This is a genomic window from Serratia sp. LTN-2 (assembly GCF_059740205.1).
This window is the reverse complement of sequence record NZ_JCAXDO010000025.1, coordinates 1-21,670: the sequence shown is the minus strand read 5'-3', so window position 1 is coordinate 21,670 and position 21,670 is coordinate 1. Positions and strand designations below refer to the sequence as shown.

Below are 21,670 nucleotides of genomic sequence, written 5' to 3'. Positions count from 1 at the left end.
TGACAATGAAAATCGCTTATCTCCGGGCGCTGACGTTCAGCGTCATGATTGCTTTCGCGCCGTTGGCCAGGGCCAGCACACAGACCGATATTTCCGTTTCCGACCATAACTGGATCAAAGGTCAGCAGGACGCGCTGGCAGCCATGAAGGAAGACCTGCAGGGCCAATCGTCGACAGATTTGTCTTTGTTGCCACAGCGACAACAGGATTTGATTAACCGGCTGCAGGGGAATATCGCTGCACAATCCACCTCAATGGGGGAAAAAGATACCTTCCCGGCGATTTACTTTGTAAGCCTCGGCATACCGCGCGAAGGCCTGCTACCCATGCTGAAAGACGCACGCCGTTACAACATACCGCCAACGCTGCGTGGCCTCGTCAATAACGACATGCGCCAGACTGCGGCAGCTATGTTTGAGCTGAGCAAGGAGGACAAGGACGCCGGTGTGCAAATCGATCCGACACTGTTCACTCAGTACAATATCACCACAGTTCCTGCCCTGGTGGTGACCTGTCCTGGCCATCATGACGTTATCCGGGGAAGTCTGCCCCTGCAGCAGGCGCTGGAAAAGGTGGCAGAAAGCGGTGATTGTGCAGCAACGGCCCGCCATCTCCTGGAGGCTGCCAAATGAAAATACTCTTTTCAACGATGCTGATGCTTTTCCCGCTCCTGGCTGGCGCAGCCGATCCAGCCTTTGAGGCGGGTGCGAGTTTTGGCAAGGGCAATGCCTCTGCCGGTACGGGGGCCCTGAAAAATCCGGGGACCGTCACAGGAGCAATACCAGGCTATACCGCTAACCCACCGGAGAAAGGGTATTACGGCGGTGTGAATGGCGGCGACGGCGGACTGGCAAACAAAGGCCAGGCGGCCCTGCAGGGAAATGATGCGGCACAGTCGGTGATCAGTTCCGGTACCAAAAACCCGGCCCCCACAATTGACCCGAACGCCCCCTTTATTACCATCGGAAAAAATGCGGAGGGTACGGCAGGCGGGATCATGAATGGCACCAGTCAGCAGTGTAAGGAGACGACGGTATCAAAATCGACGTTTGAGAACTTTACCTGCGATCGGGATGTGGCCACCATCCAGACGTGCGGAAGAACAGCCAGTATCACCGGACATTATGAGGATGACTACAGCTATAAGACCATCACCATTGATTCAGACAATCTGGACGTCAGCAGCCCGGAAGTGTCGTACAGCATGCCGGAAGGAACGGTGTATTCAGCGACGATGAATTACACGTTCAATAAACATTTAGCGTTCAGCAACGATCTCTGGTTCCTGAACATTACGGCTCTCGGTTCACTGATGACGATGTACGAAACCTCCGGGTCGTATGACCTGCCTCCGGGTAAGAGTTTTACCGAAGGAGAGAAGCTGACCATCACGTTTAATAACAGACAAAACGTACCCGAAAGGGTTGCCAGTATCTGGGAGATGGGTAAAACCAACCACATGTACCATTTTGTCATCACCATCGTTTACCGTACCGGTACAAAGGTTTGGGTTCCGCAGACGACCTGGACTGAAAGCTGTGGTTTTGACAAAAAAACGGCGCTGTCCAGTGCTGGCAGTACCTGTACTGAGCCTGGTGGCACCCGTACGGTAATCGTCGACGGCAAGGAGTACAGCCAGACAAACAGTTGCTGGGCCTGGTCGGATGAATACGTGACGGGTACCAGTTCCCGGGGAAACTGCGGTTCACTGATGGATAATCCCGCCTGCACACTCTCTTCACATACCTGCACAACAACGGAATCCGGGGTATGTACTCACCAGTCGGAGACGTATCAGTGTCAGAAAACGTGGTCATCCAGTGGTCTTGTCTGCGGCGGGGAATACATCTGCAAGTCCGGGGCCTGTGATGAGACAAATGGTACCGGTGATAACGGGTTTGATACGGCAGTGGCCAAACTTGCGGGCCTGGCCTCTGCGGCAGAAGATGTCAGGGATCAGAACAGCACTATAGATGTCAGAGCGTTCACGGGTAAGGCCATGAGCTGCCGCAAGGCGTTTGCTGGCTTCTCAAACTGCTGTAAGGACTCAGGATGGGGACAGGATACCGGGCTGGCAGCCTGTAACGATGATGAACTGGCTCTCGGTAAGGCGAAAGCCAAGAAGATAACCGTTAGCGTGGGTGAACGTTGCGACCGTAAGGTGCTGGGAGCCTGCATTCAGAAAAGTAAGGTTTATTGTGTGTTTGACGGCAAACTTGCCCGCATCATTCAGGAGCAGGGGCGTCGCGACCAGCTGGGCGTTAAGTTCGGCAGCGGTGACAGCCCGGACTGCCGGGGGATCACGGTTCCGGAGCTACAGAGTATCGACTTCGACAAAATCAACTTCTCTGACTTCTACGAGGATTTGATGAAGAACCAGAAAATCCCCGATACCAGCGCGCAGGTCAAGCAGATTAAGGATCGCATCGCCGCGCAGGTGAACCAGCAGGGAGGTGGCAAATGAAGCTCGTCCTCTGTGGCCTGCTTATGGCGCTGGCGAGCCATACGGCACTGGCCGAAGAGATTGTGACGCCGGCTGAGCCGTTCACCGGCTGGTCCTGGTACAACGAACCGAAAAAGCCCCCTGAGCAGCCCCGGAAACTGCAGCAGCCAGCACCGCAGGCCATTCCGGATCTCAGCAAAATGTCCCCGATGGAGCAGGCCAGGGTGCTGAAAGGGTATACACAGGAGGCGCTTAACCGCGCCATCCTGTACCCCTCGCGGGAAAATACGGCGACGTTCCTGCGCTGGCAGAAGTTCTGGACGGACCGGGCATCGATGTTCAGCCAGTCCTTTGCGGCGGCGCAGCTGAGCCATCCTGATCTCGATTACAACCTGGAGTATCCGCACTACAACAGCATGGCGCCGTTTATGCAGACCCGCGACCAGCAGACGCGGCAGAGCGCCGTGGAGCAGCTGGCGCAGCAGTATGGTCTGTTCTACTTCTACCGGGGCAGTGATCCGATTGATGTGCAGATGGCGGGCGTGGTCGCTGACTTTGCGAAAACGAACGGGATCTCACTCATTCCGGTCTCGGTTGACGGACAGGTGGCGGCCACCCTGCCACAAAGTCGTCCGGACACCGGACAGTCCCGGTCGATGAATATCACGCACTTTCCGGCGCTCTTCCTGGTTGACCCGCGCAACCAGAACTACCGTGCCCTGTCCTATGGCTTCATGACCCAGGACGACCTGTCAAAACGATTCCTGAACGTGGCCACCGGCTTTAAACCTAATTCCTGAGAGCCTTTTATGACAAAAACACTGTTTACCCTCATCCGCGATGCAGGGCGGGCTGCCCTGTATTCCTTCGTCATCGTCCCGGCACTGGTGCTGTATGTATTTGTGATGCTGGAGGCATCACAAGGCTCACTTTCCAAACAATTCCTCTCGAACTTTCATGAGCTGACTGACGGTGCGCCTGCCGGCAAGGTCATGGGGTGTGTTAATGAACATGAGATGGCAGGGCGTTTCTCGCCACCTGAACCCGGAGAGTTGTTAAAGCCCGTGCCTTCCGTTTTAGATAAAGCACCGCCTGAAGTGTTATGTCAGCGTGGCCCTGTGGACAGCGATTCGTGGGCGCGTGCGACAGATGCAACGTTGCTCAACACCTGGATTATCTCGGTGATGTTTGGCTTTGGGGTGTGGTTTGTTTTATATGGCCTGTCCCGGGCCGCTCAGCGTCGCATTTCACCAGACACACATTCTGTACTGGTACGGCAGAACAAGGAGACACAGGAATGAAACCAACTCTTCTCGCAGGACTGATTTTCTGGGGCACGATGGCGCGCGTACTGAGCGAGCTGATGACCTGGTCCGTGGAGCATACACAGCAGGGCCTGCTGTGGCTGTGCAATGGGATGTGGGCCGGGGCGGCTGGCATGGTAATTTATGCCGGTTATCGCTGGTACCGTGACGAAAGAGGGCAAACGCATAAGGAAGGCGACCATGAACATTAAAACCGGATTCACGGCTCTGCTGATGTGCCTGCCCCTGCTGGCGAACGCCGGGGCGCGCGAGGAGTTAATGGCGCTTGAAGCGACAAAAACAACCTCTGCTGACGCTGCAGCCGTCACCGCCTCCACCATTCCGGTACCTGCGCCGGCCAGCCTGATGGCACTGCCGGACGGACGTCGGGCTAACATGAAAGATTATGCCGTGGTGCTTTTTATGCAGGCACACTGCCAGTACAGCGCGAAGTTTGACCCGCTGCTGAAGGGCTGGGCTGATCAGCATTCTGTCAGGGTTTATCCATACACCCTGGACGGCGGCGGTGATGTGTCTTACCCGACGCCGATGATCCCGCGCAAGACGGACCCGAATTCTCCCATTGCAGACGAGATTGTCACCTTCTTCGGAAACGGGCTGCCGATTGCGACACCAACGGCCTTTATGGTCAACGTTAACACCCTGAAAGCCTACCCGCTGACCCAGGGTGTGATGGACATCCCCGCTCTTGAGAGCCGTATGGCCAGCCTGATTCAGGCTGACATGGACAACGTCGATCCGAAAACGCTGCCGCCCATGCCGGCAAGTGCGCAGGTCACCCCTCAGTAATACAAACGGACTACAAAATGACGACAAATACGTATGCGTTATCGCGTACCGAGCGCGTGTGGCTGTTATTCAGCGTGACGCTGCTTGTGTCCGCAGCTTTCTATGGGGTACTGGCCCACCGGGTGGTCAGCGTCCTGAACCGTCCAGAACTGACAACCTGTCTGCAGGACTTTCCGGTGCTCCTGCTTATCTCGCTGAGTATCGGATTCTTTTTCACCGTCACCGGGCTGTACGTCTGCCGGCAGACCCTGGTCAGGAAACCCCGGGAGGAGATTGCATGAGGCACATCAGACTGAAGACGTTTATCCGAAACCAGACTATCGGGATACTGAAAGACAGTAGTGAGGATACGGAAACCCGAAAATGGACGGATTTGTTAACCCTGAAACTGTTTTATGCCTTAATTTTTACCGCCGTAGTTGAAAGGGTATACGTGAAGTGCGCCATCACAACGCTCAGTGAGATGTCCGTTGACCGCTCCGAACAGTTTACGCTCTCGCTTCTCATCCACTATCCGCAGTACCTGTTGTGGGGCGTTATGGCCGCGATTATCGCGCTCATTGCGGTGAATTTACTCGTCTGCGGCTGGTTCTGTCTGGCCACATATCTTTGCCGCAAACTGAACCGGACTGACATCCCGGCAGGCAAGGATATGCAAGCTGTGGAGGTGCCTAATGATTAAGGCGCTTATTACGGCAGGGGTTGTGTTCTTCTCAGGTCTGGCAGCGCTGCCTGCTCAGGCGGACGTCAATGGTGACCTCAACGGCTTCTTTGGCAAGCTGGGCTACAGCGGCAACGTCTCTCAGGCGCAGGCCTGGCAGGGGCAGGCGGCCGGGTATTTCTCCGGCGGGTCGGTCTACCTGCGAAACCCCGTCAAAAACGTTCAGCTGATCTCGATGCAGCTGCCGTCCCTGAACGCCGGCTGCGGCGGTATCGATGCCTACCTGGGGTCATTCAGCATGATCAGCGGTGAGGAAATTCAGCGATTCGTGAAGCAAATCATGAGTAACGCGGCAGGCTATGCATTCGACCTGGCACTGCAGACGATGGTCCCGGAGCTGAAGCAGGCGAAAGATTTCCTGCAGAAGCTGGCCAGTGATGTTAACTCCATGAACATGAGTTCGTGCCAGGCCGCTCAGGGCATCATAGGCGGGTTGTGGCCCGTAACGCAGGTGTCACAGCAGAAAATCTGCCAGGACATTGCCGGCGAAACCAACATGTTTGCTGACTGGGCGGCCTCCCGCCAGGGCTGCACCGTCGGAGGACAGGGGGATAAAGTCACGGCCAAAGCCGGCGACGCAGAAAAAGACCAGGTACTGAAAAACAAAAACCTTATCTGGGACACCCTCAGTAAGAACGGGCTGCTTGGTAACGATCGCGCCCTGAAGGAGCTGGTCATGAGTACTGTCGGCTCCATTATTTTCAACAAAACCGGAGACGTGACAATCCTGACGCCGCTGGTCGATAACCGCGACCTGATTAAAGTTCTAATGCGCGGGGGAACAGCGAAGGTCTACGGGTGCGATGAGGCAACACTCTGTCTGGGGCCTGTCGTTACTAACCTGACGATTACTGAGTCCAGCGCTCTGGTCACACTGGTCAAAAACCTGATGCTCTCGATGCAGAACAAACTTGTCGATGACAAACCGCTGACCGATCAGGAAAAAGGCTTCGTGAACACCACCTCTGTGCCGGTACTGAAATACCTGACCAACGCCCAGAGTATGGGGATGAGCGCCACGTACCTCCTGCAGGTTTCCGACTTCATCGCGCAGGACCTGATGATCCAGTACCTCCAGGAACTGGTGAAACAGGCAAGCCTGTCTCTGGCTGGTAAGAACTTCCCGGAAGAGGCCGCTGCGAAGCTGCGCGACAACATCATTCATGCCCAGGGACTGCTGGCCGACATGAAGCTGCAGTCTGCGGCAGACCAGAACGCACTGGACGGCATCGACCGCAACATGCAGTACCTGCAGCAGCAGGTGTCCACCATTGTTTCAGGCTCCTATCAAAGCAACTATCACTGGGGTGATCGCTGATGCTTGAGATATACACCATTTATGGCGGGGGAATGTGGAAAACGGCGCTGGACGCCGTTGTCACCCTTGTCGGTCAGAATACCTTCCACACCTTAATGCGTATTGCCGGCACCTTCGGGGTGCTGGCTGTATTGCTCACTTTCATCAAACAACGTAACCCGATGGTCTTCGTCCAGTGGCTGGCGATCTTCATGATCCTGACGTCCATCCTGCTGGTACCGAAACGTTCAGTACAGATAATTGACCTCTCAGACCCGGCTGCGGTGTGGAAAACCGATAATGTACCGGTCGGTCTGGCGGCCATCGCGTCACTGACGACCAGCATCGGTTACAAAATGGCATCGGTGTACGACATGCTGATGGCCAGACCTGACTCGGTAACCTACAGCAAGACCGGTATGCTGTTTGGCTCGCAGATTGTGGCGGAAACCAGCGACTTCACCACGCAAAACCCGGAACTGGCTCAGATGCTGCCAGACTACGTGGAAAACTGTGTGATCGGCGACATTCTGCTGAACGGTAAATACACCATCAATCAGCTGCTCAATTCCACTGACCCGCTGACGTTGATAACCAGTAACCCAAGCCCGCTGCGGGGCATCTTTAAGATGACCTCCACCTCGCGCCAGTTTCTGACATGTCAGCAGGCGGCAACGGAGATTAAGACGCTGGCGAATACCGACGTCAATCCGGGCAGTGCGACGTTCACCTGGTTGACGCGGAAGGTATTCGGCAACAAGCTGAATGGTGCCTCGCTTCTGGCCAACGCTATGGGTGAGAGCTACGGATTCTTCTATGCCGGGGGAATGACGGCTGCGCAGATCATGAAGAACAACATCACGAACAGTGCAGTTCGGCAGGGGATTAAGGGTTTCGCCGCTCGCTCATCCGACACGGCTAACCTGCTGAACCTGGCCACCGAGAACGCTGCAACCAAACAGCGTCTCAGCTGGGCTGCGGGTAATGAGCTTGCCACCCGCACTCTGCCGTTTGCACAGTCCCTGCTGATGCTTATCCTGGTGTGCCTGTTCCCATTGATGATTGCGCTGGCCGCATCAAATCACACTATGTTTGGGCTGAACACCCTGAAAATATACATTTCCGGTTTTATCTATTTCCAGATGTGGCCGGTGATGTTCGCCATCCTTAACTATGCTGCCAACTACTGGCTGCAGAGTCAGTCCGGGGGCACGCCTCTGGTGCTGGCCAACAAGGATGTGGTGGCACTGCAGCATTCGGACGTGGCGAATCTGGCTGGGTATCTGTCGTTGTCCATTCCGGTGCTGTCGTTCTATCTGACCAAGGGTGCTGCAGCGATGGGCTCTCAGGTGGCAGGCAGTGTCCTCAGTTCTGGCGCCTTCACGTCGGCAGGTGTGGCAGCAACCACGGCGGACGGAAACTGGTCGTTTAACAACATGTCAATGGACAATGTCAGCCAGAACAAGCTGGATACCAACCTGATGCAGCGTCAGGGCCAGCAGACGTGGCAGGCAGATAATGGTTCCACGCAGACGCAGACGGCCGGTGGCCATACGGTTATCGACGGCTCAGGCGCAATGTCGAATCTGCCGGTGAACATGAAGCTCAGCCAGCTGGCCAGCAGCGGTTTCCAGGAGTCTGCCCGCCAGTCGCAGGTCCAGGCGCAGACGGCGCTCGATGGCTACAACCACAGTGTCACCAGTGGCTGGTCGCAGCTCTCACAGCTGTCTCACCAGACAGGTACCAGCGACAGCCTGACCAGCGGCAGTGAAAACAGCCAGGCCACTAACGCAACGCGCGGCGCGAGCATGATGATGTCGGCTGCTGAAAACTATGCTAAAGCTAACAATATCTCGACGCAGGAAGCCTATAACAAGCTGATGGATATCAGTAATCAGGGGTCAGTATCTGCAGGTGTTAAAGGTACTGCTGGGGCAGGCGTCAATTTAGGTGTTGTTAAATTTGGTGCTGAAGGAAGTGTTTCAGGTGACTTGCGGCATTCGACGGGTAGTTCAAGAGGCGTTCAGGACTCGGGCTCCAACACACAAGATTCGCGACATGATCAGAACAGCCAGGCCGTTAATGACTTCCGCCAGGGTATGGATATGGTCAAAAGTAGCCGAATCACCGATGGCGCGAATCATTCCGAGAATGCTGCAAGCAGCAATGTTCAGCAGCTGGCTGCAACGCTTAATGATGCTGAGAGCCAGTACCATCAGTACACCACCAGTTCGACACAGAGTAGCGAGTTCAGCCGGATGGCCACTGTTGCACAGAACCAGAGTGCAAGCCTCGATACAAACTATACGCAGGAGTTTGTGGACTGGGCGGCCAATAAATACGGCGATAAGGCGCAGTCCATGCTGACAAGTGCGCCATCGGCGCGCGAAGCGGCGATGGAGTTCGTGAATGAGCGTCTCAAACCTGAAATCATGGGGGATTATCAGCAGGGCCGTTCAGATCTTACCAGCGGTCAGGAGCATGCAGCATTCAGTGGTGAGCACGTGGTTCAGCCAGCCCACGGCAGTCAGCAAGGATCAGGCCCGACAGGTAATGATGGAGGTATACGTTACAGCCCTGTCGAGAGTGGCGCTTATAATTCGAACGACACGGGGAACCACCATGCAGACGGAGCGTCCCAGGTGACGGAATATGCGGGAACTTACGGTGGACAGGTTTCATCTGTGGGAGGAAGCGTGTCTGTGAAAACAGGTGGTTCTGGTAGCCATGAGTCATCATTGTTAGCGCAAAATCAAACGGACAGTGAGAACTTAGCCGGTCAAAGGGAAATCAGCCATAACGAAGTACGTACTGACTATGGCAGACAGGAGCAAAGCCGCCAAATCCAGTCAGGCACTCACAGAAGCGAACAGGATAGCCTCTCCATTAAATCCAGTGGTCATGATACCGGAAGACATTCGACTGAAAGGCAACACTCTGACTCCAGCGCTGGGATGCAGCAGGAATTACGCCAATCCGGGACCTTACGGGAACAAGGGGGAGCAGCAGGCCACGGGAATGATATGAGCCATAGCCAGGCAACCTTGAATGTTGAGGAGCCGCGGGTTCAGGGTAATGCTATGCAGGCGTCTTTCCAAGAAAACCAGGCAAAACTGCATGAACAGTCAGGTCAGGGTTTTGGTCCGCAAAATGATATCCAGCGACGTGTAGCGGAACAAAGATCTGAAAATGAGCATAAAATCAACGAATCTGCTGGGGAAATTGATAAAAAACAATCCACTGTTCAGGCATCCAGTGATATCCTGAAAGGAGAGAATTTAAACGCAACCGGTAATTTCAAAATTCAACGAAAAGAAGCCGAGATTGACCAGCAAACGCCAGTTATAGACAGTGCAGAAAAAAGGAAGTTAGAAGAGCAGTTGCTGGAATTGAGGAAAAGGGCAGGCTAGGAGGATAAATGCTAAAGGCTAATCTATGCAGAATTTCATACATTCCTGTATTTAGTATATATGCTGCTATTCCACTCATTCATGATGTGATTCCTAACCATAACGGGTATTACAGTGAGGATTGGATCGCATTGGCAGGGATGTACGCGTTAGGTACATTGATATCCTTACCGTTGTTCTATCTTCTTAAAAAAGCAGATAAGAGCGGAAGTGGTGTTTCAATCGCCTCGCTCTTTCCACGCTTGCTTACTTCAATTTTAGCGCAAGTAGTATGCCTCTTTTTCTTCTGGGAAAATTCAATATATCTATATCTGTCGATGTCCACAGTTATGGTTCTTTCCACCGTGTTATTTGGGGCTGGAAGGAAGGAGTTAAACCTCTTGAAGGATAAAGATACTGGCAATATCTATGAAATACGCGGGAGTAAAGCGTATAGACTTTCAGAGGAAGAGGCCGCTAGATATCAAACAAGTATGTCTTGCAAGGGAATAGCATTGGCTGAGTTTTCATCGAGCCAATATTCAGGGCTAGACACAAATTCAACTGTTCTACCTATCAATTTCGGTGCGAGTTATACGGATATCAATCAAGGGATTGCTATAAACCCTGCGTCAGGAATGCCAATGGTTGGTGGCATCTCTGGCCTGGATATACACGGAAACAGTTGGGGAACAAACTTCAACGAACCTTCAAATACGTATGACCCTAACCGGGGATACTGAAAGTAAGGGGGCAATGGCCCCCTTAATTATTGTAGTAATCAAAGCCAAATCATTTTTTAACCTAAATTTCCTTTCAAATAAGCCGATAACGTCTCTGTTAGCTATATCACGCTAACGGGGACGTTTTTCTATGCACAGGATGAATTCATGAAATTAAAACAATTAGCCGTTGTTGGTCTGATCGCGTCTACTCTCGCTCTGTCTGGTTGTGGTGCCATGTCCACTGCGGTGAAGAAGCGTAATCTCGATGTCAAAACTCAGATGAGTGAAACCATCTGGCTGGAACCATCATCAGAGAAGACTGTTTATTTGCAGATCCGTAATACTTCCGACAAGGACATGTCCGGTCTGCAGGCACAAATTACAAATGAACTGGCCGCCAAAGGCTACCGCGTAACCAGTTCTCCTGACACCGCCTACTACTGGATTCAGGCGAACGTACTGAAAGCAGAAAAAATGGATTTGCGTGATGCGCAGGGCTTCCTCAAGACCGGGTACGAAGGTGCGGCAATGGGAGCGGCACTCGGCGCGGGTATTACGGCGTATAACTCGTCTTCAGCTGGCGCAACGCTGGGTGTAGGGCTTGCCAGTGGCCTGATTGGTATGGCGGCAGATGCAATGGTTGAAGACGTGAACTACACGATGGTGACCGATCTGCAAATTTCCGAGCGCAGCAAGGCGACCGTCACGACTGACAATATCGCTGCACTGAAGCAGGGGACCTCAGGTGTCAAGCTACAAACCAGCTCAGAACAGGGTAACCGCGCCAAATACCAGACCCGTGTGGTATCAAATGCCAACAAGGTAAACCTCAAGTTCGAAGAGGCGAAACCTGTCCTGGAAGCTCAGCTGGCCAAATCCATCGCCGGCATCATGTAATAACCTGCGGCTGTGGCGACCGTCACAGCCTGTTCCCCCTCAGACTGATATTCACCATGTTCTTTCCGGAGCCGGGTGCGTCAGTGCTTTCTGTCAGTTACCAGTAATTACGCTTCCTCGCATGGCTGCGCCAGGCGCAGCCCTGTCTGCGGCGAGCGTTGCGTCCTTAATTTCAAAGGAGTTCGTCCATCATGATGCATCAGATAAATGAACGTGCAGATTACTCAGCTGAATTCTGGTCACTTATCCATCTGGAAAGCGAACTGATGGCAGCAAGGGCCTGGATGAATGTATTCGGTTCACTTCCTGAGGGGCAAGGTATGACCATTGTTGCTTTCTGGGCTGGCTATGAATTTACCCTTTACGATCTGGAGCCCCGGGGGTGGCATTCACCGGTTTATAAGGATGTGGCCTCGTCAGTCCGTTCTGTGGCTGCATACATTAATAAACAGGACTGGGAGGACGGATGTCAGCAGGCCAGGTATGAACTGAGTCAGATGTAATAACCTGACGATTAACCCCCACGCGGTACCACATTTTTTCATCACCCTTTTCAACGTTTCTTCTCTGATAACGAACATCACCACGCAGGTGATGCGATAACGGCTGGACAACACTCTATGAGCTTCGCAGGAAAAAACCTCACCCAGGGCGGGCAGATGACCGCCTACCGCTGGCGCATGTTCATTCAGGTGAACAACTGGATAGGATTCTGGATCTTCATCCTGTTCGCCGTACTGACTACCGCCATCTTTCTCTGGCGAATCCCTCAGGAAGCCCTGGATAACGGTTCCCTGTGGTGGTTCGCCAGTATCAACAGCAGCTTTATCGACCTGATGCCGGCATCGGGAACGCCAAAAATCTACGACGTTCACTACTGGTATGCGCCTACCGCGACGGCAATGGTGCTGAAAATGACCCTGCCGCAGATTTATACCGACCCGTACATGCAGGCGATGGGCGACCAGTGCCTGCGTGAGCTGCAGTGGGCAGCCGGTGCCAGCGGGCTGTTCAGTATGGTGGTGTTCATCGCCGTGACCTGGTTTATCGCGAATATCGGCAGAAAGGAAAGTGAAGACGAATACATTTCCGGGATGCAGCTGACTGACAAGCCTGCCGAAGTGAATAAGCTGCTGCGTAAAAACGGTGAGTTCTCTGACCTGCGCGTGGGTGATCTGCATATGGTCAGGATGGCGGAGGTACTCAATTTCCTGATGCATGGCACTATCGGGGTGGGGAAGTCGACGCTGATACGCTGGTTACTCGACTACATCCGCAAACGTGGTGACCGGGCCATCATCTACGACTCCGGCTGTACTTTCACAGAAACCCATTATAACCCCTCCACCGATATCATCCTTAACGCCCACGACGAGCGCTGTGCCAACTGGCAGATGTGGGGTGAGTGCGTTGACGCGGTCGATTACGACAACCTGGCCGCCAGCCTCATTCCGGTGGAAGGGGAATCCGATCCGTTCTGGGTATCCAGCTCGCGAACCATTTATGCCGATCTCGCGATTCGTATGTCGACGGACCCGGAACGGAGCATTGAGAAGTTCCTCAAAACCCTGCTGTCCCTCAGCATGAAAAATCTGCGTGACTATCTGGCCAACACGCCCTCAGCCAACCTGGTTGAGGAGAAGATCGAGAAAACGGCCATTTCCATTCGCTCGGTGGTAACCAACTACGCTAAAGCCCTTCGCTATCTGCAGGGGCTGGATGACGGAACGAAGCCGCCGTTCACCATCCGGGAGTGGATGACGCAGGAACGCTATGACAGCAGCTGGCTGTTTATTTCAACCCAGGCCCGTCATCGCAAGAGTGTACGCCCGCTGATCTCGCTGTGGGTGTCGCTGGCCACACTGATGCTGCAGAGCATGGGGGAGAACAGCGACCGCCGCGTATGGTTCATTATCGATGAAGCACCCAGCCTGCAGCGCATACCCGAGCTGGCCGAGACACTTGCCGAGGCGCGTAAATTTGGTGGCTGTTTCGTGCTGGGCATGCAGAACATGGCGCAGCTGGTTCACGTCTACGGCCGTGAGCTGGCCAAAAGCATTTTTGACCTGATGAACACGCGTATGTACGGACGTTCGCCGAGCGCCGAGATGGCCAAAGTGGTGGAAGAGGAGTTGGGCAACCAGCGTAAGCGCAAAATCCGTGAGCAGAACAGCTACGGTCTGGACCAGGTGCGAGACGGTGTGTCCCTCGGTAAGGACGAAGTGAATAACCCGATTGTCGACTACGAGCAGATCATGCGTCTGCCAAACCTCAACTTTTATGTTCGCCTCCCGGGTGAGTATCCGGTCGTCCGTCTGAAGCTTAAATATCGCGCGCTGAAGAAACGGCAGGCAGGTCTGATTGAACGCAATATCCGCGATGCGCTCAGTCCGGAGCTGGAGAGGGTTATTCAGGAGAATGAGCGCGCAGCGGCTGCTGCAGGTCTGACGTTCCCGACCGGTGACGAAGTGCTGGAGAAGGGAAGCGAAATGTCAGCCGCAGCTGACGGTACGGCACATGTTACTTCTGCCGGTACGCCGGCATCATCGCCCGTCGAAAAAAAGACAGCAACACCAGTGACATCGCCGAAGCCTCCTCAGGGCACAGTGACTGAACGGAAACAGGTAGCTGCCATGGAGCCTGTTATCTCCGGTTCTGCGACAGTCGTACCGGAAGAGGGGGCCGGAAAACACAACACGGTGACACCTCCTGTCACTGCAGAGAAAAAAGATAACGTTGTTTCTCTCCGTTCTGTTGGCGCAATGAAGAACCCGGCGGAAGCTCCGGGCAAATTACCTGTCTCCCACGGAGTGACCGTTCACCCGGGTACCGCTGACTCTGTACAAACAATGCCCGATGCCCTCAAGGCCCTGCGAAACCGACATCATGTACCGGAACCACCTGTCGCCTCACCCCTGAGCATGCTGCACAGGGCACGCCAGCGGCCGGCCTCTTCGGAAAGCGATCCGCAGACAGAGGAAAACGGCGGTGAGTCCATGAACCTCGACATGAAAGTGACGGCACTGCCTGACGGCGGCCTGAGTGTGACGACGGCAGGGAAGTCAGTGACACCGCAAACCCCGGATGAAGCCCACAGTACTCACCGGCAGCTGGCGCAGGAAGAAGAGAACATTTTACTTCACCGTCACGCGGACGACCCGGGTTACGACGAAAACGACCATTACTATTACGACAGAGAGCCTGAATTATGATGTCAGTCGCCCCAGTAGCGTCAGCCGGCGAGGCTGCAGGCTACTACAGCAATTCCGATAACTACTATTTTCTGGGCAGCCTGCAGAGCCTCTGGATGGGGGAAGGTGCAAAAGCGCTGGGTCTGGAGGGCAATGTCCGTGGCGATGATCTGACGGCCGTCCTCGAGGGCCGCCTGCCGGACGGCTCACGGCTTGGCAAGGAGGTTAACGGACAGCATGTCCACCGTCCGGGCCATGACCTGACCTTTTCCGCCCCCAAGAGCGTGTCCATTCTGGCACTCATCGGCAACGATAAAGAAATGGTGGAAGCACATAACCATGCCGTCCGCGTGACGGCTGGCTATGTGGAGAAGCTCATCTCGGCCCGCGACACGAAAGACGGCGTTACGTCCATCGTACACACCGGCAAGATGGTGGCGGCCGCCTATACGCATGATACCTCGCGCAATCTTGACCCGCAGCTGCACACCCATCTCCTGATTGCCAACATGACGGAGTATGCGGGCAAATGGAAAGCCCTGGCCACGGACTATATCCATAACGCCGGCTTTATCGAGACCGTCATGAAGCACCAGGTCACGCTCGGGAAAATCTATCGCAGCGCGCTGCGTGAGCGGGTTGAAGCACTCGGTCATGAAGTGGAAGAAGTAGGCAAGCATGGCATGTGGGAGATCAAGGGCGTTCCGGAAGACGTCAGGGACGAATATTCTTCACGGGGCCGGGAAATTCAGGGGGCCGTGGGGGCTGAAGCCACGCTGCGCAGCCGGGATGTGGCCGCCAAAGACACCCGCAGGGCGAAAGTTGACCCTTCACGTATGCGCCTGATGGAGCGCTGGCTGGGACAGATGAAGGAGAAGGGATTTGACCTGAAGGCGTATCAGGAGAGCGTGGTGCCGCGTGATGCAGGTCTTCGTGAGACAGCGCCTCAGCCGGAGCGAGATCACCAGGCTAAAGCGGTTCCTGCCGGGCCTGAACTGGCTTCTCTGCAGACGTCGTCCACGGCAGAAAAGAGCGTCGATACACCTGCTCAACCCGCAGAACGGGAGAGCCAGTCCCGTCAGCCTGTACCACAGCAGACTGACATGCTGAGTCAGCCGGCACAGACCAGACCCGAAAAGACGCCGGCGGCCAGGAGTTTTCCTGCAGCGCAGCGGGACACTGAAATACCCCGCCCGGAACTGGCTGAGGCTGTCCGGCTGGCCATCTCGCAGTTAAGTGACAGTAAAACACGTTTCACTTTTGGTGAACTTATGCTGACCACGGCGGAGCTGAGCGAACAGCTGCCGGAGATTCAGGATATTCGTGTGGCCATCGATGCGGCGCTGAAGGACGGCATGATTGTGCCGCTGGACAGTGAGAAAGGGGTCTTCACCTCCCGTATTCACCTGCTGGATGAACTCTCGATCCAGGCGCTGAGCCAGGAACATCTCAAATCCACAAAAGTCGTCAGTTTCACCCGTCCGGCGCAGTACGCGCCAGCGGCGCTGGAAGTGGTGGAGAAAGACGCCCTGGTTCTGATGAATGCCCCGTCAGGCGTGGCGGGTATCCGTGACCTGACCGCGCAGCTGGCCGGTATTGCCGGCGCGAACGGTCGTGACGTGCAGGTGCTGGCCAGCTCTGCCGAGCGCGCCATTTCGCTGGCGAAATCCGACGATTTACGGGAACGGATCATCAGCCGGCAGCATGTTCTGAGTGGTGATTTCCACCTGAAACCCCAGAGCACGCTGATTATCGAAGGGGCAGAGCGTCTGGGATTAAAGGAGACGCTGGTACTGCTGGGCGAAGCGCGTGCGCAGGACGCACAGCTGGTCTTTCTCGACAGTGCAGGGCGTCAGGCGAATGGTAATGCCATGTCCGTGCTGGAGTCCGCGGGGGTTGCCCGCTCCCGCCGCACTGAGCCGGCGCCCGGGCTGGAGGCCGAAGTGGTCAGTATTCCGAACAAACGCGACCGTTACGAGGCGCTGGCCAACCGGTTTGCAGAACTGAGCGGAGGCAGTGAAAACGTCACCGCCGTTGTGGTCGGCAGGCGTGAACAGGCACAGCTGACGGGCCTGGTACGTGAGGCGCTGCAGAACGCAGGACAGCTGGGGCGCGACGGCGTTGAGATAGAGGCCCGGCAGCCGGTCTGGCTCGACAGCAAAACGCGCCGCATGCCCGGTTCATACCGTCCCGGGATGGTACTTGAAGATCGCACGGACGCAAAAGCGCGTAAGTCGTATGTGATTGACCGGGTGCATGAGGACACGCGAGTCCTCTCGCTCATCGACGGGGACGGCGTGCTGACCCGGATGAAAATCGGGGATATCAGCGCTGACTGGCGTCTCTTCAGCCGCGAAACCCTCAGCGTGGCCACCGGCGAAAAACTGCTGGCCGTGGCGGGGGATCGTGAGCACAGCCTGAAGGCAAAAGACCGTCTTGAGGTGACCGGGATAAGTGAAAAGGGGATTGAGGTGAAACGGGGGGAAGAGACCCTGACGCTGCCAAAAGACCAGCCGCTCTACCTGTCACATGCCTACGTGACCGCGCCGGGCGGCCGGGATAACGACACCGGTGTGGTGCTGGCCGCGCTGAACAGTCGCGACATCTCATCCCAGACCATGAACTCGCTGGCGCAGAGTGGTCACCGGGCGGAAGTGTTCACCGCCGAAGTGCAGGATCGGGCAGAAGCCCGGCTGCAGCGCATGAAGACCAGTGCCTCTCCCGTGCAACTGGTCAGAAGTCTGAGTGGCCACGATGACGTCAGCCAGGCGGTTGACTCGCTGCATGACAGCGTCCGGACGGACGCCGGGCTGGCCGTCTGGCGTGCCATCAATGACCAGCGCACTGTGGTGTTCAGCGAACTTAAGCTGGCGACGGAGGCGCAGAAATATCATCCCGACCTTGAAGCCATCGGGAATGAAATTGGCGCGATGATTAAAAATGGCGAGCTGTTGTCCGTATCCGCAGGGGGAGAGCCGGTACTGGTTTCCCGGTCCACCTGGGAGATGGAGAAAGCCATTCTGCGTGTGGTGGCGGAAGGGAAAGGTACGCAGCAGCCCTTGCTGGAACAGGTACCGGAGGCCGTGCTGAACGGACTCACCGATGGCCAGAAAAAGGCGACCACCCTGGTGCTGGGCACCACGGATCAGTTTATCGGGATTCAGGGCTATGCCGGTGTGGGGAAGACCACGCAGCTGAAGGCCGTGAAAACCGCGCTTGAAACCTTACCGGCAGATGTTCGCCCAGTACTGATGGGTCTTGCCCCGACGCACCAGGCAGTGAAAGAGATGAGCGACGTCGGTGTCCGGGCGCAGACCATCAAATCCTTTATCGTTGAACATGACCAGGCGACGGCCGCAGGCGGTAAGCCCGACTATAAAGCACAGGTGTTTCTTATCGATGAGTCCTCAATGGCAGGCAACCAGGATACGGCGGCCCTGTTCCAGGCCATTGCCAGCGGCGGCGGTCGCGCGGTCTCGATGGGGGATATCGACCAGTTTGAATCGGTCGACGTGGGCGCGCCGTTTAAGCTGATGCAGGAGCGCAGCCCGATGGATGTGGCCATCATGAAGCAAATCGTCCGCCAGAAAGACCTGCAGCTGCGCGGTGCCGTTCACGACATCATTGATAACCGGATCGATGCGGCCCTGCAGCGCATTGAAACCCAGCCGGCTGACCGTGTGGCGCGTAGCGCTTCAGCCACGCTCCCGGGGAGTGCCATTCAGGAAACGGAGACGCCCGTTAACGACATCGTGGCTGACTGGACGGACCGGACGCCGGAGGCGCGGTCCCGTACCCTCATTATCACCCAGCTGAACGCTGACCGTCGTGCGGTAAATGCCGGCATTCATGCTGTGCTGGCTGCCCGGGGAGAGCTGGGGGAGAAGGCCATTACGGTGCCGGTGCTCGATAAAATCACCCACACCCGTCATGAGTTTAACAAAACCGATGCCTGGGAAGCCGGGATGGTGGTTAAACGCGGCGATCGCTACCAGGACGTGCTGGCCGTTGACCGCAACGGCAGTACGGTCACGGTACGTGATGAGGAAGGGAAGATTGGACTGTATTCCCCGAAGCAACTCATCACCGGCGACGTGCAGCTGTTTCGCCGCAGCGAGAGGGAAGTCCGCGCCGGCGATCTGCTGAAGTTCACGGCGACAGACAAGGAGCAGGGAAAGATGGCCAGCCAGCGCTATACGGTCGAGTCGGTCAGCGAAACGGGCAATATTCGTCTGAAGGGGGAAAACGGCCGCATCACCATCAATCCTCAGGCCGTCAGGGCGCAGCAGCATATTGACTACGGCTGGGCTGTCACCGGGTACGGTGCTCAGGGGGCCAGTAGCGATTATGTCATTGCGCTTGAGGGCACGGAAGGCGGGCGTAAGGCACTTGCCTCCCGTCGCGCCTTCTACATCTCGGCCTCGCGCGTGAAAGAGCACGTCCAGATTTATACCGACGGGAAGGCGGACTGGGTTAAGGCGGTAAAAACGCCGGAGCGGGATATCAAAACGGCGCACGATGCGCTGGCGCCAGAAACGCAGCGTAAACAGGCGAAAGCCATCTGGGCAATGGGACAGCCGGTGAATAAAACGGCCATTGGCCGCGCCTGGGTACGCCATCAGGGCATGCAGGATGCGTCACTGACGGCAAAAATCATCCCGGCCACCCGGCGCTTTCCCGAACCGGCGCTGGCGCTGCCGGTGTATGACAACAACGGCCGTAGTGCGGGCCTGGCCCTGGTTTCCCTGGTTGCCAGCCCGGAAGGGCGGATGACACAGGGGGAGACCCGGATGGTCATGACAGAACGTGCCCGTGGTGCGGTACTGCAGCGAAGCCAGTCCGGCAACACGATTGTAGTCAGTGACCTGGCGGCCGCGCTCGATGCAGTACGACATCACCCGAAGGACGGCGTGGTCTGGCAGACCGGCGATGAACCGCCTTCAGCATGGTTGCTTAAGGTGAGCGGCGGGACAAAACAGGATGTCTCTCCGGGTATTGTCTCCACGCTGACTGACGAGCAGAACGTACAGCAACTGCGCGAACAGCTGCTGGCAGACCAGGTTCGCAATGAAGAAGCCGGACGGAACAGGCAGCCGGAGTCGTTGCTGCCGGAAATTCCGCAGGAAGAGGTGATAAGACTGAAACCGGAAGACATTAATCCGCGTAAACCGGAACCACTCACCCCGGATGCGGATGTGATCGCCAGGGTGAGAGGTGAGGAAAACACCGGTGGACAGGAAATGAAAGCTGCTGCAGGTGTCAGGAGTGAGCTGGAAGGTGCTGACAAGGCATCCGGTGAACAGTCGCGGGCATCGCGTGTGATTGCAGATCTGGCAAACGCTGAGCGCGACATGCTCAGGGTGGCAGAAAACACTGAACGCGGCCGCATGCCGGAGCGAGAAGAACAGACCCTCACCCGTACCATTCAGAAAGAACGTTAATCTCTCTTTTAACCATGAGAATCAGGCAATGAAAAGACATAAATTAGCGGCATTATTAGTTACAACATACATCAGCTTTATTGCAACGGCACACGCTTCGGCCCCGCAGCCGGTCTTCAGCCCGGAGCAGGAGGCCCGTATTGGCGAAATCACAGCAGACTACCTGGTGTCCCACCCGGAGATACTGGTGACGGTCAGTCATAAGCTGCAGGAACAGCAGGAGGCACGTAAGCAGAAGATGTTTGCACTCAGCGTGATGGAGAATCAGGCGAACCTTCTGCATGATCCGGATACTCCGGCTTACGGGCCTGATAATGCAAAGGTCGCGGTGATTGAATTCTTTGATTACCAGTGCGTGTTCTGCAGCCGCTTCGCGCCGGAGCTGGAGAAGGTCATGAAAGCGCAGCCGGACGTCCGCTACCTCTTTAAGGAGTGGCCAATTTTTGGTGGTCGCTGGGAAGCCTCACTTCAGGCAGCGCAGCAGGGGCTGACGGTCTGGCAAAAGAAAGGGCCGCAGGCCTATGTCACCTATCACAATGCCATCTACGCCACCGGCCAAAATGAAGGCAAACTGACGGCGCAGGATATTCGCGTAGCAGCGTCAAAGGCGGGACTGGCCACCTCAGCTCCTGGCGACCATACCGCGTCTCTTGAGAAAAACAGCAATCTGGCAGAGGCGCTGGGACTCACCGGCACACCGGGGATCATCGTCATGCCCGTCAGCGGCGCAACGCCGGAAACCATCACGGTTTTCCCGGAAGCCGTCACCGCTGAAAGACTGCAGGCCGCTATAAGGAAAGCCTCACAGGGACAATAGTCCACCGGTCCGGCGAACGTCTCCCGCCAGAGACTGTTCTTCATGTTCCGCGCGTAAATGCCATCTTCCCGTTCCGTTCACCTGCGCTTCCTCGATCAGACCTGCCGGCCTGATGCTGCGGCGAGCGCTGTCGGTTAAACGTCCCTTCAGGACAATTAGCAAGCAAACAATGAACGCTAATCTGGCCTGACATCTGGAAATATTGCCAGCGAAAAGGTAGTATTCGGATCGTCAGCGATCGTCTTGTGGTGGGACAGATTGTTGATTCAGATTACTTTTGTGACCTAACTCAAACTGACGGTTTGACTGCTTTGTGGTGAGGCAGGCGGGTGGCAGAAGATGGTTTTACGGAAGAAATGCGGACTTCCGGAAACAGACAGGTACAGGACGTGTCCAGTAAAACGTTCAGGAGCAGGTGACGGGATTTCCCGGAGCCTGAATGCACAAACCCCCCGAAATCTGTCATCAACTTGGCGGAAGAGTCAGATATCAGGGGGGCCAAAAGCAGGCGCGTTGCCTGTGAAGGATTATAACGCATGCACCATAGAAAACAACACCCGGCCGCCATAAGAACAGGCCGCCGTGAATGACAAGCAGATTTCTGTTCACTGGTCTGAACTTCCGGCCGAAGAGTT

General features: G+C 55.8%; 16 protein-coding genes. All 16 read left to right on the top strand.

What is annotated here, in order from left to right; genetic code table 11:
- Nucleotides 1-5 precede the first annotated feature (5 nt).
- The 16 genes from trbC (at nucleotide 6) to AC6BYQ_RS25820 (ending at nucleotide 21,035) form a co-directional block, all read left to right on the top strand.
- Nucleotides 6-632, top strand: a complete 627-nt coding sequence (gene trbC / locus AC6BYQ_RS25895; protein WP_183274260.1) for a type-F conjugative transfer system pilin assembly protein TrbC — start codon at nucleotides 6-8, stop codon at nucleotides 630-632.
- On the top strand, nucleotides 629-2,464 hold the full coding sequence (gene traN / locus AC6BYQ_RS25890; RefSeq protein ID WP_239619736.1) for a type-F conjugative transfer system mating-pair stabilization protein TraN: 1,836 nt from the start codon (nucleotides 629-631) through the stop codon (nucleotides 2,462-2,464). The genes trbC and traN overlap by 4 nt, the downstream gene beginning before the upstream one ends.
- Entirely contained in the window at nucleotides 2,461-3,243 is a 783-nt protein-coding gene (gene traF, locus AC6BYQ_RS25885; protein ID WP_183274262.1) for a type-F conjugative transfer system pilin assembly protein TraF, read from the top strand. Before traN ends, traF begins: the two co-directional genes overlap by 4 nt.
- A 9-nt stretch (nucleotides 3,244-3,252) precedes the next feature.
- Nucleotides 3,253-3,744, top strand: coding sequence for a hypothetical protein (locus tag AC6BYQ_RS25880; protein ID WP_183274263.1), 492 nt, complete (start codon nucleotides 3,253-3,255; stop codon nucleotides 3,742-3,744).
- Nucleotides 3,741-3,959: a hypothetical protein gene (locus AC6BYQ_RS25875; RefSeq protein WP_061549496.1), complete on the top strand. Its 219-nt coding sequence runs from the start codon at nucleotides 3,741-3,743 to the stop codon at nucleotides 3,957-3,959. Before AC6BYQ_RS25880 ends, AC6BYQ_RS25875 begins: the two co-directional genes overlap by 4 nt.
- Complete coding sequence (locus tag AC6BYQ_RS25870) at nucleotides 3,949-4,557, top strand: type-F conjugative transfer system pilin assembly thiol-disulfide isomerase TrbB (protein ID WP_498057734.1); 609 nt, start codon at nucleotides 3,949-3,951, stop codon at nucleotides 4,555-4,557. Before AC6BYQ_RS25875 ends, AC6BYQ_RS25870 begins: the two co-directional genes overlap by 11 nt.
- Nucleotides 4,558-4,574: 17 nt before the next feature.
- The gene (locus AC6BYQ_RS25865) at nucleotides 4,575-4,838 is read left to right on the top strand and encodes a hypothetical protein (RefSeq protein WP_013087221.1); all 264 of its coding nucleotides are present in this window, start codon (nucleotides 4,575-4,577) and stop codon (nucleotides 4,836-4,838) included.
- On the top strand, nucleotides 4,835-5,239 hold the full coding sequence (locus AC6BYQ_RS25860) for a hypothetical protein (protein ID WP_183274265.1): 405 nt from the start codon (nucleotides 4,835-4,837) through the stop codon (nucleotides 5,237-5,239). Before AC6BYQ_RS25865 ends, AC6BYQ_RS25860 begins: the two co-directional genes overlap by 4 nt.
- Entirely contained in the window at nucleotides 5,232-6,596 is a 1,365-nt protein-coding gene (traH, locus tag AC6BYQ_RS25855; protein WP_498057733.1) for a conjugal transfer pilus assembly protein TraH, read from the top strand. Before AC6BYQ_RS25860 ends, traH begins: the two co-directional genes overlap by 8 nt.
- Complete coding sequence (gene traG, locus AC6BYQ_RS25850) at nucleotides 6,596-9,985, top strand: conjugal transfer mating-pair stabilization protein TraG (RefSeq protein WP_498057732.1); 3,390 nt, start codon at nucleotides 6,596-6,598, stop codon at nucleotides 9,983-9,985. Before traH ends, traG begins: the two co-directional genes overlap by 1 nt.
- 8 nt (nucleotides 9,986-9,993) lie before the next feature.
- Complete coding sequence (locus tag AC6BYQ_RS25845) at nucleotides 9,994-10,707, top strand: hypothetical protein (protein WP_183274268.1); 714 nt, start codon at nucleotides 9,994-9,996, stop codon at nucleotides 10,705-10,707.
- A gap of 147 nt (nucleotides 10,708-10,854) precedes the next feature.
- Nucleotides 10,855-11,586, top strand: a complete 732-nt coding sequence (gene traT / locus AC6BYQ_RS25840; RefSeq protein WP_095450913.1) for a conjugal transfer complement resistance protein TraT — start codon at nucleotides 10,855-10,857, stop codon at nucleotides 11,584-11,586.
- A 191-nt stretch (nucleotides 11,587-11,777) separates the two neighbouring features.
- Nucleotides 11,778-12,089, top strand: a complete 312-nt coding sequence (locus AC6BYQ_RS25835) for a hypothetical protein (protein WP_498057731.1) — start codon at nucleotides 11,778-11,780, stop codon at nucleotides 12,087-12,089.
- A 117-nt stretch (nucleotides 12,090-12,206) separates the two neighbouring features.
- Nucleotides 12,207-14,798, top strand: coding sequence for a type IV conjugative transfer system coupling protein TraD (gene traD, locus AC6BYQ_RS25830; protein WP_498057730.1), 2,592 nt, complete (start codon nucleotides 12,207-12,209; stop codon nucleotides 14,796-14,798).
- Complete coding sequence (gene traI / locus AC6BYQ_RS25825; protein ID WP_498057729.1) at nucleotides 14,795-20,218, top strand: conjugative transfer relaxase/helicase TraI; 5,424 nt, start codon at nucleotides 14,795-14,797, stop codon at nucleotides 20,216-20,218. Before traD ends, traI begins: the two co-directional genes overlap by 4 nt.
- 28 nt (nucleotides 20,219-20,246) lie before the next feature.
- Nucleotides 20,247-21,035, top strand: a complete 789-nt coding sequence (locus AC6BYQ_RS25820; RefSeq protein ID WP_498057728.1) for a DsbA family protein — start codon at nucleotides 20,247-20,249, stop codon at nucleotides 21,033-21,035.
- Nucleotides 21,036-21,670: the final 635 nt, after the last annotated feature.

Bases quoted from the DNA above. Each gene is read 5' to 3' on its own strand.
- AC6BYQ_RS25875 (WP_061549496.1), top strand. From the start codon at position 3,741: ATGAAACCAACTCTTCTCGCAGGACTGATTTTCTGGGGCACGATGGCG.
- AC6BYQ_RS25860 (WP_183274265.1), top strand. From the start codon at position 4,835: ATGAGGCACATCAGACTGAAGACGTTTATCCGAAACCAGACTATCGGG.
- AC6BYQ_RS25870 (WP_498057734.1), top strand. From the start codon at position 3,949: ATGAACATTAAAACCGGATTCACGGCTCTGCTGATGTGCCTGCCCCTG.
- traI (WP_498057729.1), top strand. From the start codon at position 14,795: ATGATGTCAGTCGCCCCAGTAGCGTCAGCCGGCGAGGCTGCAGGCTAC.
- AC6BYQ_RS25865 (WP_013087221.1), top strand. From the start codon at position 4,575: ATGACGACAAATACGTATGCGTTATCGCGTACCGAGCGCGTGTGGCTG.
- AC6BYQ_RS25880 (WP_183274263.1), top strand. From the start codon at position 3,253: ATGACAAAAACACTGTTTACCCTCATCCGCGATGCAGGGCGGGCTGCC.
- traD (WP_498057730.1), top strand. From the start codon at position 12,207: ATGAGCTTCGCAGGAAAAAACCTCACCCAGGGCGGGCAGATGACCGCC.
- trbC (WP_183274260.1), top strand. From the start codon at position 6: ATGAAAATCGCTTATCTCCGGGCGCTGACGTTCAGCGTCATGATTGCT.
- traH (WP_498057733.1), top strand. From the start codon at position 5,232: ATGATTAAGGCGCTTATTACGGCAGGGGTTGTGTTCTTCTCAGGTCTG.
- AC6BYQ_RS25835 (WP_498057731.1), top strand. From the start codon at position 11,778: ATGATGCATCAGATAAATGAACGTGCAGATTACTCAGCTGAATTCTGG.
- traN (WP_239619736.1), top strand. From the start codon at position 629: ATGAAAATACTCTTTTCAACGATGCTGATGCTTTTCCCGCTCCTGGCT.
- traF (WP_183274262.1), top strand. From the start codon at position 2,461: ATGAAGCTCGTCCTCTGTGGCCTGCTTATGGCGCTGGCGAGCCATACG.
- AC6BYQ_RS25820 (WP_498057728.1), top strand. From the start codon at position 20,247: ATGAAAAGACATAAATTAGCGGCATTATTAGTTACAACATACATCAGC.
- traG (WP_498057732.1), top strand. From the start codon at position 6,596: ATGCTTGAGATATACACCATTTATGGCGGGGGAATGTGGAAAACGGCG.
- AC6BYQ_RS25845 (WP_183274268.1), top strand. From the start codon at position 9,994: ATGCTAAAGGCTAATCTATGCAGAATTTCATACATTCCTGTATTTAGT.
- traT (WP_095450913.1), top strand. From the start codon at position 10,855: ATGAAATTAAAACAATTAGCCGTTGTTGGTCTGATCGCGTCTACTCTC.